Below are 21,605 nucleotides of genomic sequence, written 5' to 3'. Positions count from 1 at the left end.
CGATCAGTCCATGTTCGGAATGACGAAGTGATTCTGCGCAGCTGCTTCCTTGGTGCCCGACGGCCAACGCTGGGTGACGGTCTTGGTCTTGGTGTAGAAGCGGATCGAGTCCGGTCCGTGCTGGTTCAGATCGCCGAATCCCGAACGCTTCCAACCACCGAACGTGTGGTACGCGATCGGCACCGGAATCGGCACGTTGACGCCGACCATGCCGACCTGGACGCGGGAGCAGAAGTCGCGAGCGGTGTCGCCGTCGCGGGTGAAGATCGAGACGCCGTTGCCGTACTCGTGCTCGGTGGGCAGGCGCAGCGCATCCTCGTAGTCCTTCGCGCGGACGACGATCAGTACGGGTCCGAAGATCTCTTCCTTGTAGATCCGCATGTCGGTGGTCACCTTGTCGAACAGTGTTGCGCCCGCGAAGAATCCGTTCTCGTGTCCGGCCAGGCTGAAACCGCGCCCGTCCACGACCAGTTCGGCACCCTCGTCCACGCCGATCTGGGTGTAGTCGTTGACTCGCTTCAAGGCATCGCTGCCCACGAGCGGGCCGAAATCCGCGTTCTCGTCGTCGCTGCGGCCGATCTTCAGCTTCGCCACTCGCTCGGTGAGTTTGGCGACGAGCGCATCTGCGGTCTCCTCGCCGACCGGGACCGCGACGGAAATCGCCATGCAGCGCTCGCCTGCCGAACCGTACGCGGCTCCGAGCAGTGCATCGGCCACCTCGTCGAGATCGGCATCGGGCATCACCAGGGCGTGGTTCTTGGCTCCGCCGAAGCACTGTGCGCGCTTGCCCTGCTGGGCTGCGGTCTCGTAGATGTACTGGGCGATGGGGGTCGAGCCGACGAAACCGATGGCCTTGACCCGATCGTCGGTGAGCAGCACGTCGACAGCATCCTTGCCGCCGTTGACGACGTTGAACACGCCCGGCGGGAGTCCTGCCTCGAGGAACAGCTCGGCGAGCTTGAGCGGCACGGACGGGTCCCGCTCGGAGGGCTTGAGGATGAACGCGTTACCGCAGGCGATGGCCGGGCCTGCCTTCCACAGCGGAATCATCGCGGGGAAGTTGAACGGGGTGATGCCTGCGACGACGCCGAGCGGCTGACGCATCGAGTAGACGTCGATGCCGCCACCGGCCCCCTCGGTGTACTCACCCTTGAGCAGATGTGGGACGCCGACGGCGAATTCGACGACCTCGACGCCACGCTGGATGTCGCCCTTGGCATCGGCGATCGTCTTGCCGTGCTCGGAGGACAACAGACGCGCGAGCTCATCCATGTCGCGAGTGACCAATGCGAGGAATTTCATCAGCACGCGTGCGCGTCGCTGCGGGTTCCACGTTGCCCACTCACGTTGGGCCTGTTCGGCGTCGGCGATGGCAGCCTCGACCTCGGACACATCGGCGAGGGGGACACGAGCCTGCACCTCGCCGGTATTCGGATCGAAGACATCCCCGAATTTTCCGGAGGTTCCGGCTACGTGCTTGCCGCCGATGAAGTGTGTGAGTTCGCGAGCCATGGAATCAGTCCGTCCTCGAGCCTGGAAATTGAAGTACGCCCATCCTATAGTCGGATGTCCACGTAAGTCCAGATTCCGTCACATTCGGTCGTAGAACTGCCTCAGATCAGCGCACGCTCGGCTGACCTCCGCCTCGTTGGACCCGTCGGCGCGGAAAACTCGACGCAGGATCAACGGGTCGAGGTCGTCCATCGCGGGTGCGAACGTCACCTGGGGAAGGTCGGGGAAGGACGCACGATCAGCGAACCAGTCGTCGGCATCGAACTCGTCGCCTCCGTCGCCTACGCCCTCGATCAGCTGGTCGAGATCTACTCCGCGCAGCGTCAGGATGGTGGCCGCGGACGCGTCGATGTGTTCGGCTGCGATGTACATCAGAGCCGCCGCGTGCTTGCACGGCCACCCGTCGTCGGGGCACGTGCAATCGAAATCGAGCTGGCCCTTGTCGTGTGGCAGCAACATCGAAGCCAATGCCTGCGGAATGGCATTCGACGCCAGTTCGGCAAGCATCCCGGGATTCGATCGCACCCGATCGACTAGCGCGGCCACCTCTCCGGAGGTCAGCGGTTCGACGGTGACCGAGGCCGAGAACGGCTCGAGTTGGCTGCCCTGCACCTCGCCGTAGATCTGCCCACGTTCGACGCCGAGAGTGAGAACCTGCCCCTGACGCGCGTACGTTCTCCCCCGCGCGATACGACCCGGATCGGCCAGGTCCTCCATTGCAGCGACGAAGTGCCTACCCCACCACGTCTGCCCGAAGGCCCCTCGCTTGTTCCGAGACTCGATGCCGCCCTTTGCTTGTCGACGCTTGCCGTACTGCGAGAAGTCGACCATCACTCACCCACCGCATCTTCGCTGAGCCGGAACAGCTCCTGCAGTTCCGCGGTGTCCATTTCGGTCACCCAGCTCTCCCCGGTGCCCACCGCCAGATCTGCCAGGCCCTGCTTCGAGACGAGCATCGAGTCGATTCGTTCCTCCACGGTGCCGACGCACAAGAGTTTGCGCACCTCGACGTTCTTACGCTGCCCGATGCGGAAGGCCCGGTCTGTCGCCTGGTTCTCGACCGCCGGATTCCACCAACGGTCCAGGTGCACAACATGATTGGCGGCTGTGAGATTCAGTCCGGTACCACCCGCCTTGAGTGAGAGCATCATGATCGGCGGGCCGTCGTCGCTCTGAAATCTTTCCACCATCGCATCGCGCTTGGTCTTGCTCACTCCGCCGTGCAGGAACGGCACTTCGGCTCCGAAACGATCAGCGAAATACGGCGCAACGAGCTCGCCGAACTCCCTGAACTGCGTGAACAACAACACCTTTTCGTTGTCGCCCAGAATCGAATCGAGCATGTCCTCGACCAGCCCGATCTTGCCGGACCGGTGCTGACCTTTCTTGAGCACCGACGAGCCGTCGGACAGGAAATGGGCCGGGTGATTGCACACCTGCTTGAGTCGAGTGAGTGCGGACAACACCGCGCCCTTGCGTTTCATACCCTTCGCATCGGAGATCTGCGCCATCATCTCGTCGACGACCGCCTTGTACAGCGCAGCCTGCTCGGCGGTGAGGTTGGCGCGCACTGTCATCTCGTTCTTCTCGGGCAGATCCGAGATGACCGTCGGATCGGTCTTGACGCGTCGCAGAATGAACGGCGACGTGATCGCCCGCAGACGTGAGACGGCGTTCTCGTCGTTCTCGCGCTCGATGGGTACCGAGAATCGCTTACGGAAATCGGACGGCCTTCCCAGCATTCCCGGATTGGCGAAATCGAGAATGGATCTGAGCTCGTCGAGACGGTTCTCCACGGGCGTACCGGTGAGAGCCAACTTGTGTTCCGCCGGGATGGCGAGCGCCGCTTTCGCTTGAACGGTGCCGGCGTTCTTGATGTGCTGCGCCTCGTCGAGCACCACGCGCCGCCACGTCTGTTCCGAGAGCTGCGCGCGGTCCTTGGCCATCAGCGCATAGGTGGTGACGATCAGGTCGTGCTGGGCGATCTCTCGGTCGAGCTCGTCGCCCTTCGACCGAGCCGGGCCGTGGTGCACGAGGACCCGCAGTGCAGGCGTGAACTTCGCAGCCTCACGTTGCCAGTTGCCGACCACCGACATCGGAGCCACCAGCAGTGTCGGCTTCGGATGTTGTTCGTGGGCAAGGAGTGTGAGCACTTGCAATGTTTTGCCCAGACCCATGTCGTCGGCGAGTACCGCTCCGAGACCGAGCCGACTCATGAATGCGAGCCAGTCGAGTCCTCGCTGCTGGTAGGGCCGGAGCACTGCGTTCACGCCATCGGGCACGGGGATTTTCTCCGGTACCGCGCCGGGCTCGAGCAGCGTGGCCGCCCAGCCGGTGGCGCGGATGTCCTGGACCGGGGCCGGTGGTGGATCGGCCAGGGTCATCTCGCGCATCAGCGTGCTCAACGCGGTTCCGTCGCCGTGATGCTCTGCGACGTACTTCGCGGCCCGTGCGAGCTGACCGCCGTCGGCCAACACCCACTGACCCCGAAGCCGAACGAGATCGCCCTTGGACACGGCGAGTCTGTTCATTTCCGCTTCGGTGAGCACCATGTCGCCCAGTTGGAGCTGCCAGTCGTAGGAGACCAACTCGTCCATGCCGACCGCGCGATCAGCAGCCGCTTTGGTCACCGCCGGTGACTCGACGCGCAACCTCATCGACGGGTCCAGCCGGGTCCATGCACGCGGGAGCAACACCGTCGTTCCCGTGGCCTGCAGCGCCGTCGCACCGTGTTCGACCAGATCGATGACGACCGAGGTGGGGAGCAGCAGATCCAGGGTGCCTTCCTGCGAGGGCAGATCACGCAGCCTCGGGTACGCGGCGACTGCGTCACCGAGTTTGCGCACGGCGATCGACAGCAACGTGGCATCGACCTTGCGGCTCATCGGCACCGGACGCGGCGCTTCGCCGTCTGCCCGCAAACACACCTGCAGGGTCCACATCGATTCCGCCGACTCGTCGACGATGCCATGGGCCACAGCGACTTCGGGGCCGTCGACCTCGTCGTCATCGGGTTCGAGCAGGCGCAACACCAGGGACGGTTCGTCTACGGTCAGGCTTGCCCGCCACTTCTCCAACAGGGTCGAGATCTGTTGAGTGCCATCGCTGTACGGGTCGTCCCGAATCAGAGCGGACAGCAGCGGATGTTCCGAGTCGGGTCTGCCCAGAAGCGATCTGACGATCGGATCGGTGAGCTCGTCGACCATGTCGTCGAGAATCTTCCTGGGTCGCTCGTTCGCTCGCTGCACCGACGGCATCGACACGGCGAGTTCGCTGAGCCAGGCTCGCTGACGCTCACCGCCGACCAGACGCCACCGTGGCCACCACTGCCCGTCGATCAATTTGAGCGCAGGAACGACCCGCCCACCGCGGACCCAACGTTCGATTCCACGGGTGACGTGCGCCAGAAAACGTAAGTCCCCGGAGATCAGCGCGTGGTGGGATGGCGTTCGCAGCAGCAGGTCTGCCGCGTCGTGCGGCGCGAGCGCGACGGCCGGAATCTGCACCGGAGCTTCGGCGATCGCAGTGTGTCCAGGGGTCGGAAACGACACCGCAGCACGATGCCGAAACGTGCGGGTGAGTACCTGCGCATGAGCCGAGGGCAGGTCGGGTTCGTCGCCGGTGGTGATCTCGTCGTCCCACAGCATCAGCCCGGCACCGGGAGACCACAGACCGTGCAACATCGGTCCATCCAACCAGGACGCACCGACATCACCTCGGTGAGGCAGGCCGACGAGGCTGCTCGACGCGGTGCCGATCGGTTCGAGAATAGGGCACAGTGGTCACATGATCGCGTACGGCTTCAGCGAATACGGCGGACCCGAAACCGAGTCCCTCCTCGAGTTACCCGTTGCCGAGCCCGGACCGGGCCAGATTCTCGTCGCGGTGCACGCGGCCGGGGTGAATCCCGCGGATTGGAAGGTGCGGAAGGGCACCCGCAAAGACACGGTGCAGATCACTCTGCCGGCAGTGCTCGGGCGGGAAGCGTCGGGCACCGTCGTGGATGTCGGCACCGGTGTGACCGACTTTTCGGTGGGCGACCACGTCTTCGGGGCAACCGCGTCGGGACACGGCGGCTACGCGCAGTACACCGTGTTCAATGCGTCGAGCACGGCTCACAAGCCCGAGACGGTCTCCTGGGCCGCGGCGGCCACTCTGCCGGTCGCGGCGGGAACCGCGTACGACGCGCTACGCCAGTTGGCCACGAGTGCCGGCGATACCGTTCTCGTGCTGGGCGCGGGTGGCGGTGTGGGTTCGGCGGTACTGCAACTCGCTCGGGCGGACGGAATCGCCATCGTGGCAGTGGCGAGCGCGGGCAAACGGGAATGGATCGAGAGCCTCGGTGCCCGGTTCGTCGAATCCGGCAGTGACATCTCCGTCGCGGTAACCCGGCCGGTGCACGCCATCGTCGATCTCGTCGGCGGAGAGACGTTGCGTGCGGCGGCGACCGCCGTCGGGTCGGGGACACCGATCGTGAGCGTCGCAGACCCGGTGCTGGCGTCCGAATGGGGTGGTTCGGGAGTCGATCGCGATCGCACTACCGCTGCGTTCGCACGTCTGGCAGACCTGACCGCGTCGGGCGTGCTGAACCCCCGTGTCGACCATGTGTTCCCGCTCGAGCGCGCAGGTGAGGCCCTCGCCCTGGTCGAGAACGGGCACGTGGCCGGCAAGGTTGTCGTCGAAGTCCGCTGAATTCGCCCTGGCAGCCGAATTCCGCAAGTGTGTCGGTACCGTCCGACACACTGCTGCCGCGAAGGCCGACTGCGGGAGAACGACGATGGGGCGTGTGTGAGAAGACTGTGGGTAGCGGCGGCGCTGGTGGTCGCCGCGGTGGTGATGGCGGCTTTCGGATCGTGCGACCGATCCGTCATCCCCGGCTTCTCCCCGGCCGCGCCCGCACCTGGCAGCCCCACCCGGGTGCAGATCGAGCAATTGCTGGAACAGGTTCGAGTGGTCGCCGCGCGGCCCGACGCCCTCGGGTACGAGCGTGGATGCAAGAGCGGCGAAGGCTGCGTGTTCGGACCCGCCTGGACCGACGATTACGACGGGCCGGGCGGCCACGACGGTTGCGGAACTCGCGACAACGTACTGGCGCTGTCGATGACGGAGATCGAGTTCCGCGCAGGCACCCGCGACTGCGTGGTCCTGTCGGGTTCGCTCGCAGACCCGTATTCCGGTGAGCGGTTACAGTTCACCAAATCCGACGCCGGGAAGATTCAGATCGACCACGTCTATCCCCTGTCGGCTGCCTGGGACATGGGCGCGAACACGTGGTTGCCCGACAAGCGCATTCGGTTCGCCAACGACATCGCCTTCAATCTGCTGGCGGTCAACGGAGCCGACAACCAGACCAAGAGCGACAAGACACCGTCGCAGTGGATGCCGCCCAATCCGGCGTACCACTGCTTCTACGCGGGCAAGTACCTCACGGTGGCCGCGCAGTACGAGCTACCGATCACCGAGGCCGATCGGGGTGCTCTGGTTTCGGTCGCGTCGACGTGCCAAGAGTAGTGTCGAGCCAATGTCAACGGCACCGTCGCGCAGCTTTCTCAACCGTGAGACCCAGCTCTGCATGTCTCTGTCCGGCCGACCGAGCAACTTCGGAACACGCTTCCACAATTATCTGTACGACGAGTTGGCCCTGAACTTCGTCTACAAGGCCTTCACCACCACCGATCTTGCCGCCGCCGTGGGTGGCGTTCGCGCGCTTGGTATTCGAGGCTGCGCCGTCTCCATGCCGTTCAAGGAAGATGTCATCGAACTGGTCGACGTGATGCACGAATCGGCGAGCGCCATCGAATCCGTCAACACCATCGTCAACGAGGACGGCGTTCTGCACGCTTACAACACGGACTACCAGGCCGTAGCGAACCTGTTGGCGACCCATTCCGTGTCGCCCGATTTCTCCGTGGCCGTCACCGGCAGCGGCGGCATGGCGAAGGCTGTCGTTGCAGCACTACGAGATTCGGGTTTCACCCGCGGCACCGTCGTCGCCCGTAACGCGAGCACCGGCCCGGCCCTTGCCGAGACCTACGGCTACGAATGGTCTGCCGAGGCAGTGGCCGCAGATCTGTTGGTGAACGTCACCCCGCTCGGCATGGCCGGGGGTCCCGGAGCCGATTCCACACCGTTCACCGCCGAACAGATCGGCGCGGCGCAGGCCGTGTTCGACGTGGTCGCCATGCCGTCGGAGACGCCGCTGATCGTGGCAGCACGAGCGGCGAACAAGCCCGTGATCACCGGTGCCGAGGTCGTCGCCCTGCAAGCGGCGGAGCAATTCGTTCTCTACACCGGGGTTCGGCCGTCGGACGAGCAGATTGCCCGCGCATCGGAGTTCGCCCGCAGTTGATTCACACCCGCAGTTGATTCACAAGTGTTGCCACCCAGGCTTGTTGGCGTAGGCGTATCGGTAGTACTCCGCCAGAGCCAGGGACGACGCCGCAGCGTCGTCCACCAGCACGCTCACGTGAGGGTGCCACTGAATCACCGACGCCGGGCAGTGTGCCGACAACGGCCCCTCGACAGCCGCAGCCACCGCTTCTGCCTTCGACTCGCCCGTCGCGATCAAGACGAGGTGACGCGCTTCGTCGATGGTGCCGAGGCCCTGCGTCAGTACGTGATGTGGCACGTCCTCGGGCGAGTCGAAGAAGCGCGCATTGTCGGTACGGGTCTGTTCGGTCAGCGTCTTCACCCGGGTCCTCGACCGCAACGAAGACCCGGGCTCGTTGAAGCCGATATGCCCGTCTGTCCCGATTCCCAGGATCTGAACATCGATGCCGCCCGCCTCCGCAATCGCCGCGTCGTACCGCTGCGCCTCCGCTGCGATGTCGTGCGCTTCGCCGTCGGGCGAGAACACCGCGGCGTCGTCCAGATCGACGTGGTCGACGAAGTTCTCGCGAATGAACGAAAAGTACGACTGTTCGGCACTTCTCGCGAGACCGATGTACTCGTCGAGCAGAAACGCTCGACAGTGCGAGAAAGACAGTCCCTCGTCGCGATGACGTCTCGCCAATTCGCGATAGGTGCCCACCGGCGTCGATCCGGTTGCCAGGCCCAATATGGGGGTTGATACGTGGGTTGTCCGAACTGTGCGCTCGACGATGTCGGCGGCCGTTCGATCCACCGCGTCCACTCCGTCGAGGATCACTATCTCCATCTAGCTGTCCTCCTCTATCGCGATTCCGCCCCTGATGACCTGCACCGGCTCGAATGTCGCGTCGACCACCAACACGTCGGCTCGCATTCCCTGCTGTAACCGGCCGATATCCGTACCCAGACCGATCAACGCCGCCGGTGTCGACGACCCCGCCCGCACTGCCTCGACCAACGACACACCGGCGTCCTGCACGGCCCGGCGCACCAGGTCCAATACCGTCGCGGTGCCACCCGCGATCGGTGCTGTCTCGGGATCGGTGTCACGAGACAATCGTGCGACCGAGTGATGGACGGTCACGTCCAGTGGCCCGAGTCGATAGCGGCCATCCGACATACCGGCGGCGGCCATCGCGTCGGACACCAGCGCGATCTGCGCACCACCGACGAGATCGAACACCGTGCGCACCGTCTCGTCGGCGAGATGCACTCCGTCTCCGATCAATTCGAGCACCATGCCTCCGCGCGCAGCGGATGCCAAGCATTCACTCACCGGCCCCGGTGCTCGGTGGTGCCAGGTCGGCATTCCGTTGAACAGGTGCGTGGCCGTGATGGGCCCGCTCCCCAGCGTGTCGATACCCCTGCGGGTGGTGAGAGCGTCAGCGTCCGTGTGTCCGATGCTCGGCACGATGCCGTTCTCTCTCAGCATCTCCGCAACGGCCGCGAACCCGTCGACCTCGGGTGCGAGAGTCATCGACCGGACCGCTCCTCTGCCCGCGCCGATGATGTCCGCCAGCAGACCCGGATCACCGCAGCGGAGCGAGGCCGGATCCTGTGCGCCGCAACGGGCGACCGACAGAAACGGACCCTCGATGTGCACCCCGGCGATGTCACCGGATTCGTACAGATCGGCCAGCAGCGACGTCTGGCCGATCAGCCGTTCGGGCGGTGCCGACACCAGAGAGGCAAGCATCGTCGTGGTGCCGCGGGAGCGGTGATGCCGCACCGCCGTCATCAGATCGGCGGCTGCGGAATCGGGGAACGACGCCCCCGCACCGCCGTGGCAATGCACATCGACCAGACCCGGCAGGATCGTCGAATCGGATTGCGGTAGTGCATCTCCCGCCCAGTGCCGGGTCGGTCCTACCCACGAGATCCGATCTCCCGCCAGTGCGACCACACCGTCCTCGATCACCTCCTCGCCGGTGACGACCCGCCCTCGCAACGTCGTGGAGTGCTCGGTCATGCCTGTGTCGGTTCGGCCACCACATCGTCCTCACGGCCGGGAGTGCGCAGGTTCCACTTCTTGATGACGAAGCTGAACAGGAAGTAGTAGATCACCGCGTACACGAGACCGATGGGGATCAGTAGCCATGCCTTGGTGGCGATTCCGTAGTTCAGCAGGTAGTCGATGCCACCGGCGGAGAAGAAGAATCCGTCGTGTATTCCGAGGGCATTGGTCAGCGCCATCGAGGTTCCGGTCAGGACTGCGTGAATGATGTAGAGCGGCCAGGCGACGAACATGAACGAGTACTCGAGCGGCTCGGTGATTCCGGTGACGAAGGCAGTCAGGCCGGTGGACAACATGATTCCACCGACGATCTTCTTCTGCGACGGCTTGGCATTGCGGTAGATCGCGAATGCCGCAGCGGGAAGTGCGAACATCATGATCGGGAAGAATCCGGTCATGAACACTCCAGCGGAGGGGTCGCCGGCGAAGAACCGGTTGAGGTCGCCGCGCACCAGCTGCCCGCTCGCATCCTGGTAGTCGCCGACGAGGAACCAGACCACGGAATTCAGAATGTGGTGCAGTCCGGTCGGAATCAGCATGCGGTTGGCGAAACCGTAGATGCCGCTGCCCACCACACTGTGGTCGGCGACGGTATTGCCGACCCAGTTGAGCGCACTGTAGAAGAGCGGGTAGACGAACGACATGACAACGGCGACAACAAGACCGGTGATCGCTGTCAGGATCGGCACAAGCCGGCGGCCGCTGAAGAAGCCGAGATAATCGGGCAACTTCTGACGGTAGAACCGCTGCCAGAGGATTGCCGAGAGCAGACCGATGACGATGCCCGCGAGAACACCGTAATCGATCACTGCCGGGTCACCGTTGGCATCGACCTTCCCGTCGAGCACCACCGGTGACATCGCCGTGAAGACACCGTTCATCACCATGTATCCGACGACCGCAGCGAGCGCTGTCGAGCCGTCCGACTTCTTGGCCCAGCCGATCGCGATACCGACGGCGAAGATCAAGGGAAGCCAGGTGAACACAGCCTGACCAGCGGCCGAGATGACCGCGGCGGCGGTCTCCAGCGCGCTGAATCTGCCCAGCAAGTCGTCTTGGCCGAGCCGCAGCAAGATTCCTGCAGCAGGCAGAACGGCAATGGGAAGCATGAGACTGCGACCGAACCGTTGCAGCCCGGCCAATGAACGGGAGTCCTTCTTCGGCTCGGTATCGACCGAGTCCGTGTTCTTCGGGGTCATGGCGACCTTCTCTTCGAGGCTGGTCCGTGAGGGTGGATTTCGCTGTTGTGACCGACTGCCATCAGGGGTACTGTCCGGTCATTACCAGTTGTAGTTTGACCAGGTGGCAAGCTCGTGTCAACCCAGACTTGTGATCCAACCGACAGGATCGCAGCCGAGAAGAGAGTAGGAACAGAACATGTCCAAGGCGGACGCGATCGTGAAGGGCCTCGGCGGTGCTGACAACATCGTCGAGATCGAAGCGTGCATCACCCGGCTTCGCACCGAAGTGAAGGACGGCTCGTTGGTCGACGAGGCTGCACTCAAAGCGGCGGGTGCCCACGGGGTGTTCCACAAGGGCACTGCCGTTCAGGTCATCGTCGGCCCCGAAGCGGATACGCTCGCAGAAGATATCGAAGACATTCTGTGAACGACGCCACCCTGATCCTCAGCCCTGTTGCCGGCCAAGTGATCTCGCTTGGCGAGGTGCCCGATCCGGTGTTCTCCGCGCAGATGGTGGGTTCCGGTGTTGCACTGCGGCCGGCCGCGAGCGACGGTCCCGTCGAGGTTCGTTCTCCGGTCGCGGGCAAGATACTCAAGCTTCATCCGCACGCGTTCGTCGTCTTCACCGACGACAAGGCGGGCGTACTGGTGCACATCGGTATCGACACCGTGAAGATGAAAGGTGAAGGCTTCGATCTCGTTGCAGCCGAGGGAGATCGAGTGCAGGCGGGCGATCTCGTCGTCACCTACGACCCTGCCGCGATCGCAGCAGCGGGTTACTCCGATGTGGTGCCCGTCGTCCTGATGGACTCGAAACCGGATTCGATCACGAGCGCGCACATCGGCACCGACGTGGCGACGGGTGATCCCCTGTTCGAGCTGCCCTGATCTCACCGACGCGGCGTGGTGCGTCGCCGCCCTTCCACCTCCATCGACAGCTGGTATCGATCGCATCGGTACCAGCTTTCCGTGTGTTCGAGGGGCTCGTCACCGCTGAAGGAGACTCGGTCGAAATACAGCACCGGCGCACCACGCTTGGTGCCCAGCAGGGTCGCCGTATCACTGTCGGCCGCGGTCGCTTTGACGGTCGGTTCGGCCCGGTCGATGGTCAAGCCGTAGTAGGTGTGCACGGCCTCGTACACGGACCTGCTCAGATCGTGTTCGATCAGGCCGGGAAGCAAAGCCGCACGAAACCATCCGTCGTCGACGCTCACCGGCTCCGCGTCGGCCAATCGAAGGCGCTTGACGTGGTAGGTCTGCTCCCCGACGGCCAGGCCGAGGGCACGAACGGTTGCCGCCGAGGGGTTTTCGAGTCGCGCAAAGAGCACAACCGTCGTCGGTGTCAGTCCCTGCGCGCGCATCTCCTCCGAGAACGACGCCAGATGCAGACGAGATTGCACGGTCCGGCTGGCCACGAACGTGCCTTTGCCACGCACGCGCACCAGATGGCCATCGTTGACGAGTTGCCCGATCGCTTCCCTGACGGTGATACGGCTGACGCCGTAGTCCTCCATCAGCTTGCGTTCGCTCGGCATCAAGTCGCCCGGCTGAAGCTCCTTGGTGCAGCGGTGCAACAGAATTGCGCGCAACTGTTCGTGTTTCGGGACCTGACTGTCCCTCAGATGTACGGGCATCACCACTGCGCCGGCCTTTCGGTCAATCGCCGAGCCAGCGGTACGGACTGGTCCGGTCCAACCGAAGACTACGCGACGTCGGTACCACCTCGACAGCATTCCGCTACCCGAGGAACATCGCGGCCTTCGTCCGCTGGGAAAGGATGCGACAGACCGCGGCCCACCGTGCATGATCGACACTCGTGACCGCTGCCGATTCCGCCTACGGACCGACTCCACTCTCGACTCCCATCAGTGCCGGAATCGTGGCCTCACTGGTGGGCTTCACGAGCTCCTTCGCCGTCGTGCTGACCGGCCTGCGTGCGGTCGGTGCCACCCCGGCAGAGGCGGCGTCCGGATTGTCGGCGCTGTGCGTGACGCAGGCACTGGGCATGATGTGGCTGGCCCGCAGATACCGACAGCCCATCACCTTGGCGTGGTCGACGCCCGGTGCGGCGCTGCTGGCCGGAACCGGCGTCGTGGCGGGAGGGTGGCCCGCCGCCGTCGGCGCGTTCGTCACGGTCGGGATTCTGATCGTCCTGACGGACCTGTGGCCCAGACTGGGTGCGCTGGTCTCGAGAATTCCAGTACCTCTTGCCCAAGCAATGTTGGCCGGGGTTCTTCTACCCCTGTGCTCGGCACCGGTGGCCGCGTTCGCCGACTCCCCCGCGCTGATAGCGCCGGTGGCGGTCGTCTGGCTCGTCGTTCTCCGATTCAGCACCCGCTGGGCAGTGCCCGCAGCGTTCGTTGCAGCGGCCGCTGTCATCGCCGCAGACTTGATCGGCAGCGGCACCTCGATCGCGGCGTCCGATCTCGTTCCCGGAATCGACTGGACGGTTCCGCACTGGACCTGGCAGGCCACGATAGGGATCGCGGTGCCGCTGTACATCGTCACAATGGCGTCGCAGAACATTCCTGGCACCACGGTCATGGCGTCGTTCGGATTCCGAATCCCGTGGCGTGCGTCGATGACGGTCACCGGCACCGGCACCGCCCTGGGTGCATTCGCCGGCGGCCACACGATCAATCTCGCCGCGATCAGTGCGGCGCTGTCGGCCAATCCCGGCGCACATCCGGATCCGAAGCGGCGATGGATCGCGGCGTTCTCCGTCGGTTGCTCGTATCTGGTGCTCGCGCTGCTGGCCACGGCTCTGGCTACTCTGGTGGCCGCAGCACCTGCCGGAGTGGTGGAAACCGTTGCCGGACTTGCGCTGCTGGGGACACTCGCGGCGTCCCTGTTCGGGGCGCTCGAACATGCGGCGGACCGCGAAGCGACCGTTCTGACGTTCCTCGTCGCCGCATCCGGCCTGACGTTCGCAGGAATCGGGTCCGCCTTCTGGGCCTTGGTCGTCGGGCTCGTCGTGCGGGCGATCCTGCGGCGGCAGTCCCCGATCGCTACTGCGCCCGAGGAGACTGGCTAGTGTCTCGTTCATGGCGGATCAGGTGAACGAAAGTGCGGAGTTGTCTCGTGCGTCGGATTTTCCGGCATTGTGGCCGGTGCCGACGCGGTGGGACGACAACGACCATTACGGCCACGTCAACAACGTCACCTACTACGCGTATTTCGATACTGCCGTCAACGGCTGGTTGATGGAGACGACGGGTGTGGACATTCGAGAACTCCCGGCGATCGGCGTGGTGGCGGAAACGTCGTGTCGTTACCTGTCCGAGTTGAGTTTTCCGGATCGCCTTCAGGTCGGCCTGGCCGTCGAGAAGTTGGGTACCCGCAGCATCGTGTATTCGCTCGCGCTGTTCCGGGAAGCCGAAGACGATGCGCTGGAACTGGCAGCCCGGGGTCGTTTCGTGCACGTCTACGTCGACGGCGTCACGCGCAGACCTGTCGCGATCCCACCCGAGATCGAAAGCGCAGCACGCACTCTGGTGATCGGAACCTCGACGAGCTGACGGTCCTACAGGCCGATCTCGTCGGCGGTGTTCACCGCACGGGTGACGATGTCGTCGATGAGAGTCGTGGTGGGCCCGCCCGCGATCGCTCTGTTTCGTGAGTCCGCTTCCATTCGTCGCATGACGCCTTCGGCGATGATCGCGAGCTTCCACAGCGCCAACACCTGCCAGAATCCGACGTCGGAGACATCGCGCCCCGTGTTCTGAGCGTACGACTCGACGAGCTCGGCCCTGGTGGGGAATCCGGGCAGAGTCGACGCCATGAACGGGCCCGCGACCCCGTCGTCGGCTTGCGGCCAGTAGGCCAGCAGTCCGCCGAGGTCGGCCAGCGGATCCCCGAGTGTGCACAGTTCCCAGTCGACGACCGCAGCGACTCGACCGTCGTCGCGGGCGGTGATGACGTTGCTGAGGTGGAAATCTCCGTGCACCAAAGTCACTTCGTGCTGCTGCGGAATGCCGGCTGCGAGTCGGGCCGCGAGAGAATCGATGCCAGGTACGCCCCTGGTGCGCGAGGACTCCCATTGCTTGGTCCATCGGGCGAGTTGACGAGCGGCGTAGGGCTTGTGGCTTGCCAGGTCGGCCAGACCTGACGACTCGAGATCGACGCGGTGAATATCGGCGAGCGCGACGGTCAGCCCGAGCCCGACTCGGCGACGGTGGTCGATGTCGAGTTGCTCGGCCACCGCGACCGAATCGACCACAACACCGTCCACGAAGCTCATCAGCACCAGAGGAACATCGGAGAACGACGAATCCTCGGTCACCGCAATCATTTTCGGAACCGGCACCGCAGTGTTCTGCAAACCCGAAAGAATTCGATGTTCGCGCACCACATCGTGCGCCGAGGCCAGCAGGTGTCCGAGCGGAGGCCGACGAAGAACCCAGGCGGACCCTCCCGCGTCACGCACCTCGAACGTGAGATTCGACTGCCCGTTTCCGATTCGACGATAGGTCAGAGGGGACGTAGCGCCGATTCCCAATCCTGCGATCCAGGTCGACACCGCATCTTCGTCCAGTCCCACTGCGCCCATCCAGTGCCCTCATTTCGCTGCGCGACGAAAGATCGTCGACTGCCGTCATCCAATCGGATGATCGTAGCGAAGCGCAGCCCTTTCGAGGGCCGAGACACCGAGAGTCAGCTGGCGCGTTCGAAGGCCGAGATCAGCGCCGGCGTAGCGACAGCGGCTGCAGGCACCGACGCGCCGTGACGCCTGACGGCGATCTCGTCCACTTCACCGACAAGCAAAGCAACCAGCGCGTCCGGCTCCGCGTTCCAGACCGAGGAAATATTGCGCACCTCGGCGGGGGCGAAGAGTCCACTGCTGGCCAACGCATGGATCCACTCGGTCACGGCGTCGGCGGTAGGCTCGGGCATGACGGACCGATCGAGAGAGTCCGCTTGGAACTCGTTGCAAAAGAACGCGCGGACCATATCGAGCTGTCCCTGAGACATTGCGGTCATGTTCTTCTCCTTCGAGTTTTCGGCGTCCGATACGTGGCGATACCCGCATTCGACGGGTACTCGAGACCGTGTTCGGATCGTTATCAAGTTGCCTGTAACGGCGGAACACGGTTTTCCGATGCGGCTGAAACTACGCTCTTTTGATCGGTCTCGCCCTAGGTGAGCTGGACTATGTGACTATCGTCACACAGATCTACCCATCCAATCAACGTCTTGCAACGAAGTCATAGTTCGCGTTACGAATTACTGTGACCGGGGACAATGGACGGAACTTTGCCCAGGTAGACGACCCGAGGCCGCACAGAGCGCCGGAGTAGATCGTCGAGAAACGGACATATGCCCGAGGCGAAGCCCGAGCCGGATACAGGCTCGGACACTGCTCCAGCGCGCGAAAACATTCTTCTCACCCGCATTGAGGCCATTCTGCCTACCTGCAGCAGGTTCGAGCGAGCCCGTCCTCGACGGGTGACCGACATCGAGTCCTGAAGTGGTGCTGTGATCGAAACGTTACCGCCAAACCATCAGGGCGTTCTCGAGTTCCTCACACGCGGCGTTCAGGCTGATCGGGCACTGTGGCTGTCATGTCACCGTCGAGCCTCGAGCGCGGACCGATCCAAGCATCCCGTCGAACAGGAAGCACCGCAGCACTCGGCGGTATCTCGGCACATCTGCGCCGACGAGCGATCGCTACGCGAGCGGCGGTGTCGGGTTTCTCGGCAAGCGCTCTACTGGTGCTGATGATCTCGAAGCCGCAGGTGCCATCGCCTGCGTCTGCGGATACGTCGCCGGTCGCAGCACTGGCCACCACCGCGCTCGATGCGATCGACGTGACCACGGTGTTGATTGCCGTCGCCGTCCTCGCTGCGGTCGCGCTGCTACGGAAACTGCCGTACGGAATCGGGGTGGTGATCGCCTGCACCATCGGAGCGGTGGTGACCGGCGAGCTCGCTCGTGAAGTCGCTGGAGCGTCCGTCTCGTCCACCGCGCTTCCCTACGGCCAGCTCGTTGCGACGGCAGCATTGCTCGGTGCCGCGTCCATGGTGGCCTCCACAGCGTGGCGACCCGTGGTGCTCGGTCTGGGTAGCGCGGCGACACTCGCGGTGACAGCGGCGGCCCTGATGACCGGAGCTGCATCGATCGTCGGGATCGTGAGCGCACTGCTGGTCGTCTTCGTGTGGTGGCCTGCATGCTCGATCGTCATGCTTTACTCCCCCGATGCCGCTGCTCGCGAGGCGCGCAACCCGCTGGATACGGCAGCGCTGGCCGTCCAACGCAAGATGGGACGCTTCCGTTGACATCGAGAACCGATGCCTGAAGCGTCCCATCTTGCTCGGGGGCGGAGGTCGTAGCTAGAGAGCCTTGAGCTCCTCGGTCACCTCCGAGACCGACTTCTTTGCGTCACCGAACAACATCGACGTGCCCTCGGCGAAGAACAGAGGGTTCTCGATGCCCGCGAATCCGGACGACATCGATCGCTTGAGAACGATGACCGACTTCGACTGATCGACGTTCAGGATCGGCATCCCGTGAATCGGGCTCGACGGGTCGTTGCGCGCCGCGGGATTGGTCACGTCGTTCGCGCCGATGACCAACGTGACGTCGGTGCGGGAGAACTCGTCGTTGATGTCGTCCATTTCCTTCATCGCGTCGTACGCGACGTCGGCCTCGGCGAGCAACACGTTCATGTGCCCCGGCATGCGACCGGCGACGGGGTGAATGGCGTACTTGACCTCGACGCCCTTCGACTCGAGCAACTTGGCCATGTCCTTGACCGCGTGCTGCGCCTGCGCAACGGCCAGACCGTATCCGGGCACGACGATGACCTGGTTGGCGTAGGCCATCTGGATCGCCGCGTCGGCTGCGGACGTTGCCTTGACCGTTCCGCCGCTTGCACCGGCCGGACCGGCAGCAGCATCGCCGCCGCCGAATCCACCGGCGACGATCGCCGGGATGGAACGGTTCATCGCCTTGGCCATGAGGTTGGTCAAGATCGTGCCGGAAGCACCGACGATCATGCCGGCGACGATCATTGCCGTGTTGTTCAGCGCCAGACCGGCGGCCGCTGCCGACAAGCCCGTCAGAGCGTTGAGTAGCGAGATGACCACCGGCATGTCCGCGCCGCCGATCGGCAGCACCACTGTCAGGCCGAGGATGCCCGCGAGCACCAGAACCGCGACGATCCACCACTGCGATACCCCGCCACCCGGAGTGGCGTTGATGCCGATGACCACAGCAGCGGCAACCGCACCGATGAGCAGCAGGGCATTGAGCGGCTGCTGCAACTTGCCGATGGTGATGGGCGAGCCGGGCAGAGTTTCCTGCAGCTTGAGGAATGCGATGAGCGAGCCCCAGAACGAGATCGAACCGATGATCGCCGCGAACAGCGAGCCGATGACGATGTGCACCGTCGGCGATTCACCGTGGTTGAAGTGCGAGAATCCGGACGTGTCGAGGAACTCGGCCCACGCGATCAATGCGACAGTGCCACCGCCGACGCCGTTGAACAGCGCCACCAGCTGCGGCATCGCAGTCATCTTCACCTTGCGTGCCGGCGGGATTCCGAGCGCGACGCCGACGACGAGTCCGACGATGATCAGGATCCAGTTCTCGGTGTCGCGAATGGAGATGAGCGTCGCCACGACGGCAACGAACATGCCGACTGCAGCGATCTGGTTGCCACGCACGGCGGTCTTCGGACCGGTCAGACCCATCAGGCCGTAGATGAACATGCCGAAGGCGACGATGTAGAGAATGTTGACGAGATTGTCCATCAGGAGTCAGCACCCTTCGAGGTCTCGGCAGGCACCGGCTTGGACTTGAACATGCCGAGCATGCGGTCGGTGACCACGAATCCACCGATGACGTTGACCGTTCCGAACACCAGCGCGACGAACAGAATGACCTGCAGGCCGATCGAGGGGTCCTCGACCTTCCCGAGTACGACGAGGGCACCGAGCACGACGATGCCGTGGATGGCGTTGGTTCCCGACATCAATGGGGTGTGCAAGGTGTTGGGCACCTTGGAAATCACCGCGAAGCCGACGAACCCGGAGAGAACCAGGATCGCGATGTTCGCGAGCAGCGGGGTGTACATCAGTTCTCCTTCTCACGTGTCACGCAGGCACCGGCAAGGACCTCGTCCGAAAAATCGGGGGCGAGCTTGCCGTCGACCAACATGAGTTCGAGCAATGCCGAGATGTTCTTCGAGTACAGCTCGCTGGCGTGCTCGGGCATCGAGGCCGGGAGGTTCAACGGGGAGCAGATGGTGACGTCGTGCTTGACGACGGTCTGGCCGGGCTCGGTGAGTTCACAGTTTCCGCCCGTCTCGCCGGCAAGGTCGACGACGACACTGCCGGGCTTCATCCCTTCGACAGCGGCGGCGGTGACCAGGCGGGGCGCGGGTCGGCCGGGTACCAGTGCAGTGGTGATGACCACGTCGAAGCCCTTGATGGCTTCTTCGAGCGCTTTCTGCTGCTGCACACGCTCGTCTTCGGTCAGCTCACGGGCGTACCCGCCCTCGCCGGCTGCGTCGATCCCGAGATCGAGCCACTGTGCGCCGACGGATCGAACCTGATCTGCCACCTCCGGACGCACGTCGTACCCGGTCGGTCGGCCGCCGAGACGCTTGGCGGTAGCCAATGCCTGCAGACCCGCCACCCCGACTCCGAGTACCAGCACGGTCGCGGGCTTGACGGTGCCCGCGGCGGTGGTCAACATCGGGAAGAATCTGGTCGATTCCGAGGCCGCCAACAGCACGGCCTTGTAGCCCGCAACGTTGGCCTGCGAGGACAGCGCGTCCATCACCTGGGCGCGAGAGATACGGGGAATCGCTTCCACGGCGAAGGCCTGCACGCCTGCAGCCTTCAATGCGCCGATGCTGTTCTCCGCGTTACGCGGTGCCAGGAATCCGATGAGCGTCGAACCGGACGTCAGCTTGGCGATCTCGGCATCGGACGGCGGCGCGACCTTGACGACGACATCCGCCGACCATGGATCACCGATCGTCGCTCCGGCGGCAACGTACAGCTCGTCCGGAATCAGAGCGCCGAGACCGGCACCCGATTCCACGACGATCTCGACGCCCTTGCCCGTCAGGGACGCAACGATCTTGGGCACCAGAGCGACACGACGCTCGCCCTCCCCCGATTCCCGAACCACACCGACGACTGTCGTGGATCCCGAACCCTTCTCAGTGCTCTGCGTTGTATCCAAATCTCCGTCTTCCTGCGTTGAATGGTGTCCACATGTCGGCCAACGGCCCCGAACTTGCGACGAGTGGACGAACCCATGCGACAAGGCACAAGGTCCCTGATAGTAGCCAGAGGAAACAGACCGCGGGTAGCCCGGAACATTGTCCGATTCGTTCTGAATCGAGTCCGTTCGACATTCCCCGACTACGGGACGCGCATTTGTGTTGCACGTCACACTGGCCTATCGCTGATGATCGGACCCTACAGTGACATCCGTGGAATCTTGCATCTTCTGTGCCATCGTCGCGGGTGACGCGCCCGCGCACCGCGTGTTCGAGAACGACCACACCGTCGCCTTCCTCGACATTCGGCCGATCAGTCGTGGTCACCTCCTCGTCGTTCCGCGCGAGCACGCCACCGACCTGAACTCGAGCCATCCGGACGCGGCCGCCGAGGTGTTTCGCGTCGGGCACACCCTGGCGCGCGCGGTGCGGCACTCGGACCTGCGCGCCGATGGAGCGAACCTTGTGATCAACGACGGCAAGGCTGCCTTCCAGACGGTCTTTCATCTGCACCTTCACGTAGTGCCGAGGTGGCACCGTGATCGACTGCGGTTCGCGGCCGGATTCGTCACGCGTCGCCTGCGCAAGCCCGATCGAGTCGCGGACGCCGTCCGCGTCGGGCTGACTCGGCTGGACGGAGAACCGCCGGCGTGAAACTGTTCCTGTCGTCGTACCGATTCGGCGGCCACTCCGCCGCCTTCGTCCAACTCACCGGGCCGCCCTCCGGTCTCGCCGTCATCGCGAACGCGTCGGACGCGTGGCCCGCCGCGGCCCGCGAATCCTCGCTCCGCAGCGAATTCGGCCCGCTGCGCGCTCTCGGGTATCGACCGGTAGAGGTGGATCTACGCGAATACGCGGGTCGGCCGGCAGCGTTCGAGCGTGCCCTCGACGGATTCGGTGCGGTGTGGGTGCGCGGCGGCAACACGTTCGTCCTGCGCGCCCAGCTCGCCCGCTCGGGCGCAGACGACATTCTGAGCGAGCGTGTTCGCGGGAACTCCATCGCCTACGGCGGTTACAGCGCGGGTGCGTGCGTGGCGGCTCCGTCACTGATCGGAATCGAGGACGCGGACGACCCCGACGAGGTTCGACCCGTCACTGGTATCGATACGGTATGGGACGGACTGAACCTGGTCGACTTCTCGATCGTCCCCCACCTGAATTCCGTTCTGGACGAAAATGATTCGGGATGGGCTACGCTGCAACGCCTGCGCCGCGATGGCGTGTGCTGTCACGGTCTGACCGACGAACAGGCCATCGTTGTCGATGATTCGGGGACACGGATTCTGGGTGGCTGAAC

General features: G+C 64.2%; 22 protein-coding genes. 10 read left to right on the top strand and 12 right to left on the bottom strand.

Annotation, left to right across the window (positions count from 1 at the left end; genetic code table 11):
- Positions 1 to 3 precede the first annotated feature (3 nt).
- From BH93_RS09940 to BH93_RS09930, 3 genes are all read right to left on the bottom strand, one after another.
- On the bottom strand, positions 4 to 1,512 hold the full coding sequence (locus BH93_RS09940) for a CoA-acylating methylmalonate-semialdehyde dehydrogenase (protein WP_032402882.1): 1,509 nt from the start codon (positions 1,510 to 1,512) through the stop codon (positions 4 to 6).
- Between the two features lie 78 nt (positions 1,513 to 1,590).
- Positions 1,591 to 2,343, bottom strand: coding sequence for an SWIM zinc finger family protein (locus tag BH93_RS09935; RefSeq protein ID WP_032378907.1), 753 nt, complete (start codon positions 2,341 to 2,343; stop codon positions 1,591 to 1,593).
- Positions 2,343 to 5,195, bottom strand: a complete 2,853-nt coding sequence (locus BH93_RS09930) for a DEAD/DEAH box helicase (protein WP_037177686.1) — start codon at positions 5,193 to 5,195, stop codon at positions 2,343 to 2,345. The genes BH93_RS09935 and BH93_RS09930 overlap by 1 nt, the downstream gene beginning before the upstream one ends.
- A 103-nt stretch (positions 5,196 to 5,298) precedes the next feature.
- On the opposite strand from BH93_RS09930, the gene BH93_RS09925 reads away from it, so the two are divergent.
- The 3 genes from BH93_RS09925 (at position 5,299) to BH93_RS09915 (ending at position 7,861) form a co-directional block, all read left to right on the top strand.
- Positions 5,299 to 6,204 (top strand): NADP-dependent oxidoreductase, encoded by a 906-nt coding sequence (locus BH93_RS09925; protein ID WP_037177683.1) that lies wholly within the window; start codon positions 5,299 to 5,301, stop codon positions 6,202 to 6,204.
- A gap of 96 nt (positions 6,205 to 6,300) precedes the next feature.
- Positions 6,301 to 7,023, top strand: coding sequence for an HNH endonuclease family protein (locus BH93_RS09920; protein WP_037177681.1), 723 nt, complete (start codon positions 6,301 to 6,303; stop codon positions 7,021 to 7,023).
- Between the two features lie 10 nt (positions 7,024 to 7,033).
- The gene (locus BH93_RS09915; RefSeq protein WP_037177678.1) at positions 7,034 to 7,861 is read left to right on the top strand and encodes a shikimate 5-dehydrogenase; all 828 of its coding nucleotides are present in this window, start codon (positions 7,034 to 7,036) and stop codon (positions 7,859 to 7,861) included.
- Positions 7,862 to 7,879: 18 nt separating this feature from the next.
- Here BH93_RS09915 and nagB read toward each other — a convergent pair whose 3' ends face one another.
- The 3 genes from nagB to BH93_RS09900 are packed head-to-tail and all read right to left on the bottom strand — an operon-like array spanning position 7,880 to position 11,094.
- Entirely contained in the window at positions 7,880 to 8,668 is a 789-nt protein-coding gene (gene nagB, locus BH93_RS09910) for a glucosamine-6-phosphate deaminase (protein WP_037177676.1), read from the bottom strand.
- On the bottom strand, positions 8,669 to 9,850 hold the full coding sequence (locus tag BH93_RS09905; RefSeq protein WP_037177674.1) for an N-acetylglucosamine-6-phosphate deacetylase: 1,182 nt from the start codon (positions 9,848 to 9,850) through the stop codon (positions 8,669 to 8,671).
- Positions 9,847 to 11,094: a PTS transporter subunit EIIC gene (locus BH93_RS09900; RefSeq protein WP_052065898.1), complete on the bottom strand. Its 1,248-nt coding sequence runs from the start codon at positions 11,092 to 11,094 to the stop codon at positions 9,847 to 9,849. The genes BH93_RS09905 and BH93_RS09900 overlap by 4 nt, the downstream gene beginning before the upstream one ends.
- A gap of 178 nt (positions 11,095 to 11,272) precedes the next feature.
- Between BH93_RS09900 and BH93_RS09895 the strand changes: the two genes are divergently transcribed.
- Together BH93_RS09895 and BH93_RS09890 are read left to right on the top strand one after the other, a co-directional pair.
- Positions 11,273 to 11,503, top strand: a complete 231-nt coding sequence (locus tag BH93_RS09895; RefSeq protein WP_032378914.1) for a glucose PTS transporter subunit EIIB — start codon at positions 11,273 to 11,275, stop codon at positions 11,501 to 11,503.
- Positions 11,500 to 11,964 (top strand): PTS sugar transporter subunit IIA, encoded by a 465-nt coding sequence (locus BH93_RS09890; protein WP_032378915.1) that lies wholly within the window; start codon positions 11,500 to 11,502, stop codon positions 11,962 to 11,964. The genes BH93_RS09895 and BH93_RS09890 overlap by 4 nt, the downstream gene beginning before the upstream one ends.
- 2 nt (positions 11,965 to 11,966) lie before the next feature.
- Here BH93_RS09890 and BH93_RS09885 read toward each other — a convergent pair whose 3' ends face one another.
- Positions 11,967 to 12,713, bottom strand: coding sequence for a GntR family transcriptional regulator (locus tag BH93_RS09885; protein WP_037178024.1), 747 nt, complete (start codon positions 12,711 to 12,713; stop codon positions 11,967 to 11,969).
- A gap of 179 nt (positions 12,714 to 12,892) precedes the next feature.
- Between BH93_RS09885 and BH93_RS09880 the strand changes: the two genes are divergently transcribed.
- Positions 12,893 to 14,110, top strand: a complete 1,218-nt coding sequence (locus BH93_RS09880) for a benzoate/H(+) symporter BenE family transporter (RefSeq protein WP_037177672.1) — start codon at positions 12,893 to 12,895, stop codon at positions 14,108 to 14,110.
- Positions 14,111 to 14,120: 10 nt separating this feature from the next.
- Entirely contained in the window at positions 14,121 to 14,594 is a 474-nt protein-coding gene (locus BH93_RS09875; protein ID WP_037177671.1) for an acyl-CoA thioesterase, read from the top strand.
- Between the two features lie 5 nt (positions 14,595 to 14,599).
- Here the strand turns inward: BH93_RS09875 and BH93_RS09870 are convergent, their stop codons facing one another.
- On the bottom strand, positions 14,600 to 15,625 hold the full coding sequence (locus BH93_RS09870) for a phosphotransferase family protein (protein WP_037177669.1): 1,026 nt from the start codon (positions 15,623 to 15,625) through the stop codon (positions 14,600 to 14,602).
- Between the two features lie 104 nt (positions 15,626 to 15,729).
- Positions 15,730 to 16,056, bottom strand: coding sequence for a hypothetical protein (locus BH93_RS09865; RefSeq protein ID WP_052070675.1), 327 nt, complete (start codon positions 16,054 to 16,056; stop codon positions 15,730 to 15,732).
- A gap of 581 nt (positions 16,057 to 16,637) precedes the next feature.
- Here BH93_RS09865 and BH93_RS09860 point away from each other — a divergent pair.
- Entirely contained in the window at positions 16,638 to 17,351 is a 714-nt protein-coding gene (locus tag BH93_RS09860) for a hypothetical protein (RefSeq protein ID WP_052065896.1), read from the top strand.
- A 54-nt stretch (positions 17,352 to 17,405) separates the two neighbouring features.
- Here the strand turns inward: BH93_RS09860 and BH93_RS09855 are convergent, their stop codons facing one another.
- The 3 genes from BH93_RS09855 to BH93_RS09845 are packed head-to-tail and all read right to left on the bottom strand — an operon-like array spanning position 17,406 to position 20,268.
- On the bottom strand, positions 17,406 to 18,827 hold the full coding sequence (locus BH93_RS09855; protein ID WP_037177667.1) for an NAD(P)(+) transhydrogenase (Re/Si-specific) subunit beta: 1,422 nt from the start codon (positions 18,825 to 18,827) through the stop codon (positions 17,406 to 17,408).
- Positions 18,827 to 19,150, bottom strand: a complete 324-nt coding sequence (locus BH93_RS09850; RefSeq protein ID WP_032378920.1) for an NAD(P) transhydrogenase subunit alpha — start codon at positions 19,148 to 19,150, stop codon at positions 18,827 to 18,829. Before BH93_RS09850 ends, BH93_RS09855 begins: the two co-directional genes overlap by 1 nt.
- Positions 19,150 to 20,268, bottom strand: a complete 1,119-nt coding sequence (locus BH93_RS09845) for a Re/Si-specific NAD(P)(+) transhydrogenase subunit alpha (protein WP_037177665.1) — start codon at positions 20,266 to 20,268, stop codon at positions 19,150 to 19,152. Before BH93_RS09845 ends, BH93_RS09850 begins: the two co-directional genes overlap by 1 nt.
- 253 nt (positions 20,269 to 20,521) lie before the next feature.
- Here BH93_RS09845 and BH93_RS09840 point away from each other — a divergent pair, with 253 nt between their 5' ends.
- Together BH93_RS09840 and BH93_RS09835 are read left to right on the top strand one after the other, a co-directional pair.
- Positions 20,522 to 20,962 carry an HIT family protein gene (locus BH93_RS09840; RefSeq protein WP_037177662.1) on the top strand — a complete coding sequence of 147 codons (441 nt, stop codon included), beginning with the start codon at positions 20,522 to 20,524 and terminating at the stop codon, positions 20,960 to 20,962.
- The gene (locus BH93_RS09835) at positions 20,959 to 21,603 is read left to right on the top strand and encodes a Type 1 glutamine amidotransferase-like domain-containing protein (protein WP_037177659.1); all 645 of its coding nucleotides are present in this window, start codon (positions 20,959 to 20,961) and stop codon (positions 21,601 to 21,603) included. The genes BH93_RS09840 and BH93_RS09835 overlap by 4 nt, the downstream gene beginning before the upstream one ends.
- Positions 21,604 to 21,605: the final 2 nt, after the last annotated feature.

Source organism: Rhodococcoides fascians A25f (assembly GCF_000760935.2).
Classification (GTDB): domain Bacteria; phylum Actinomycetota; class Actinomycetes; order Mycobacteriales; family Mycobacteriaceae; genus Rhodococcoides.
Note: the sequence above shows the minus strand (reverse complement) of the source record. Positions and strands in the feature narration are given on the sequence as shown.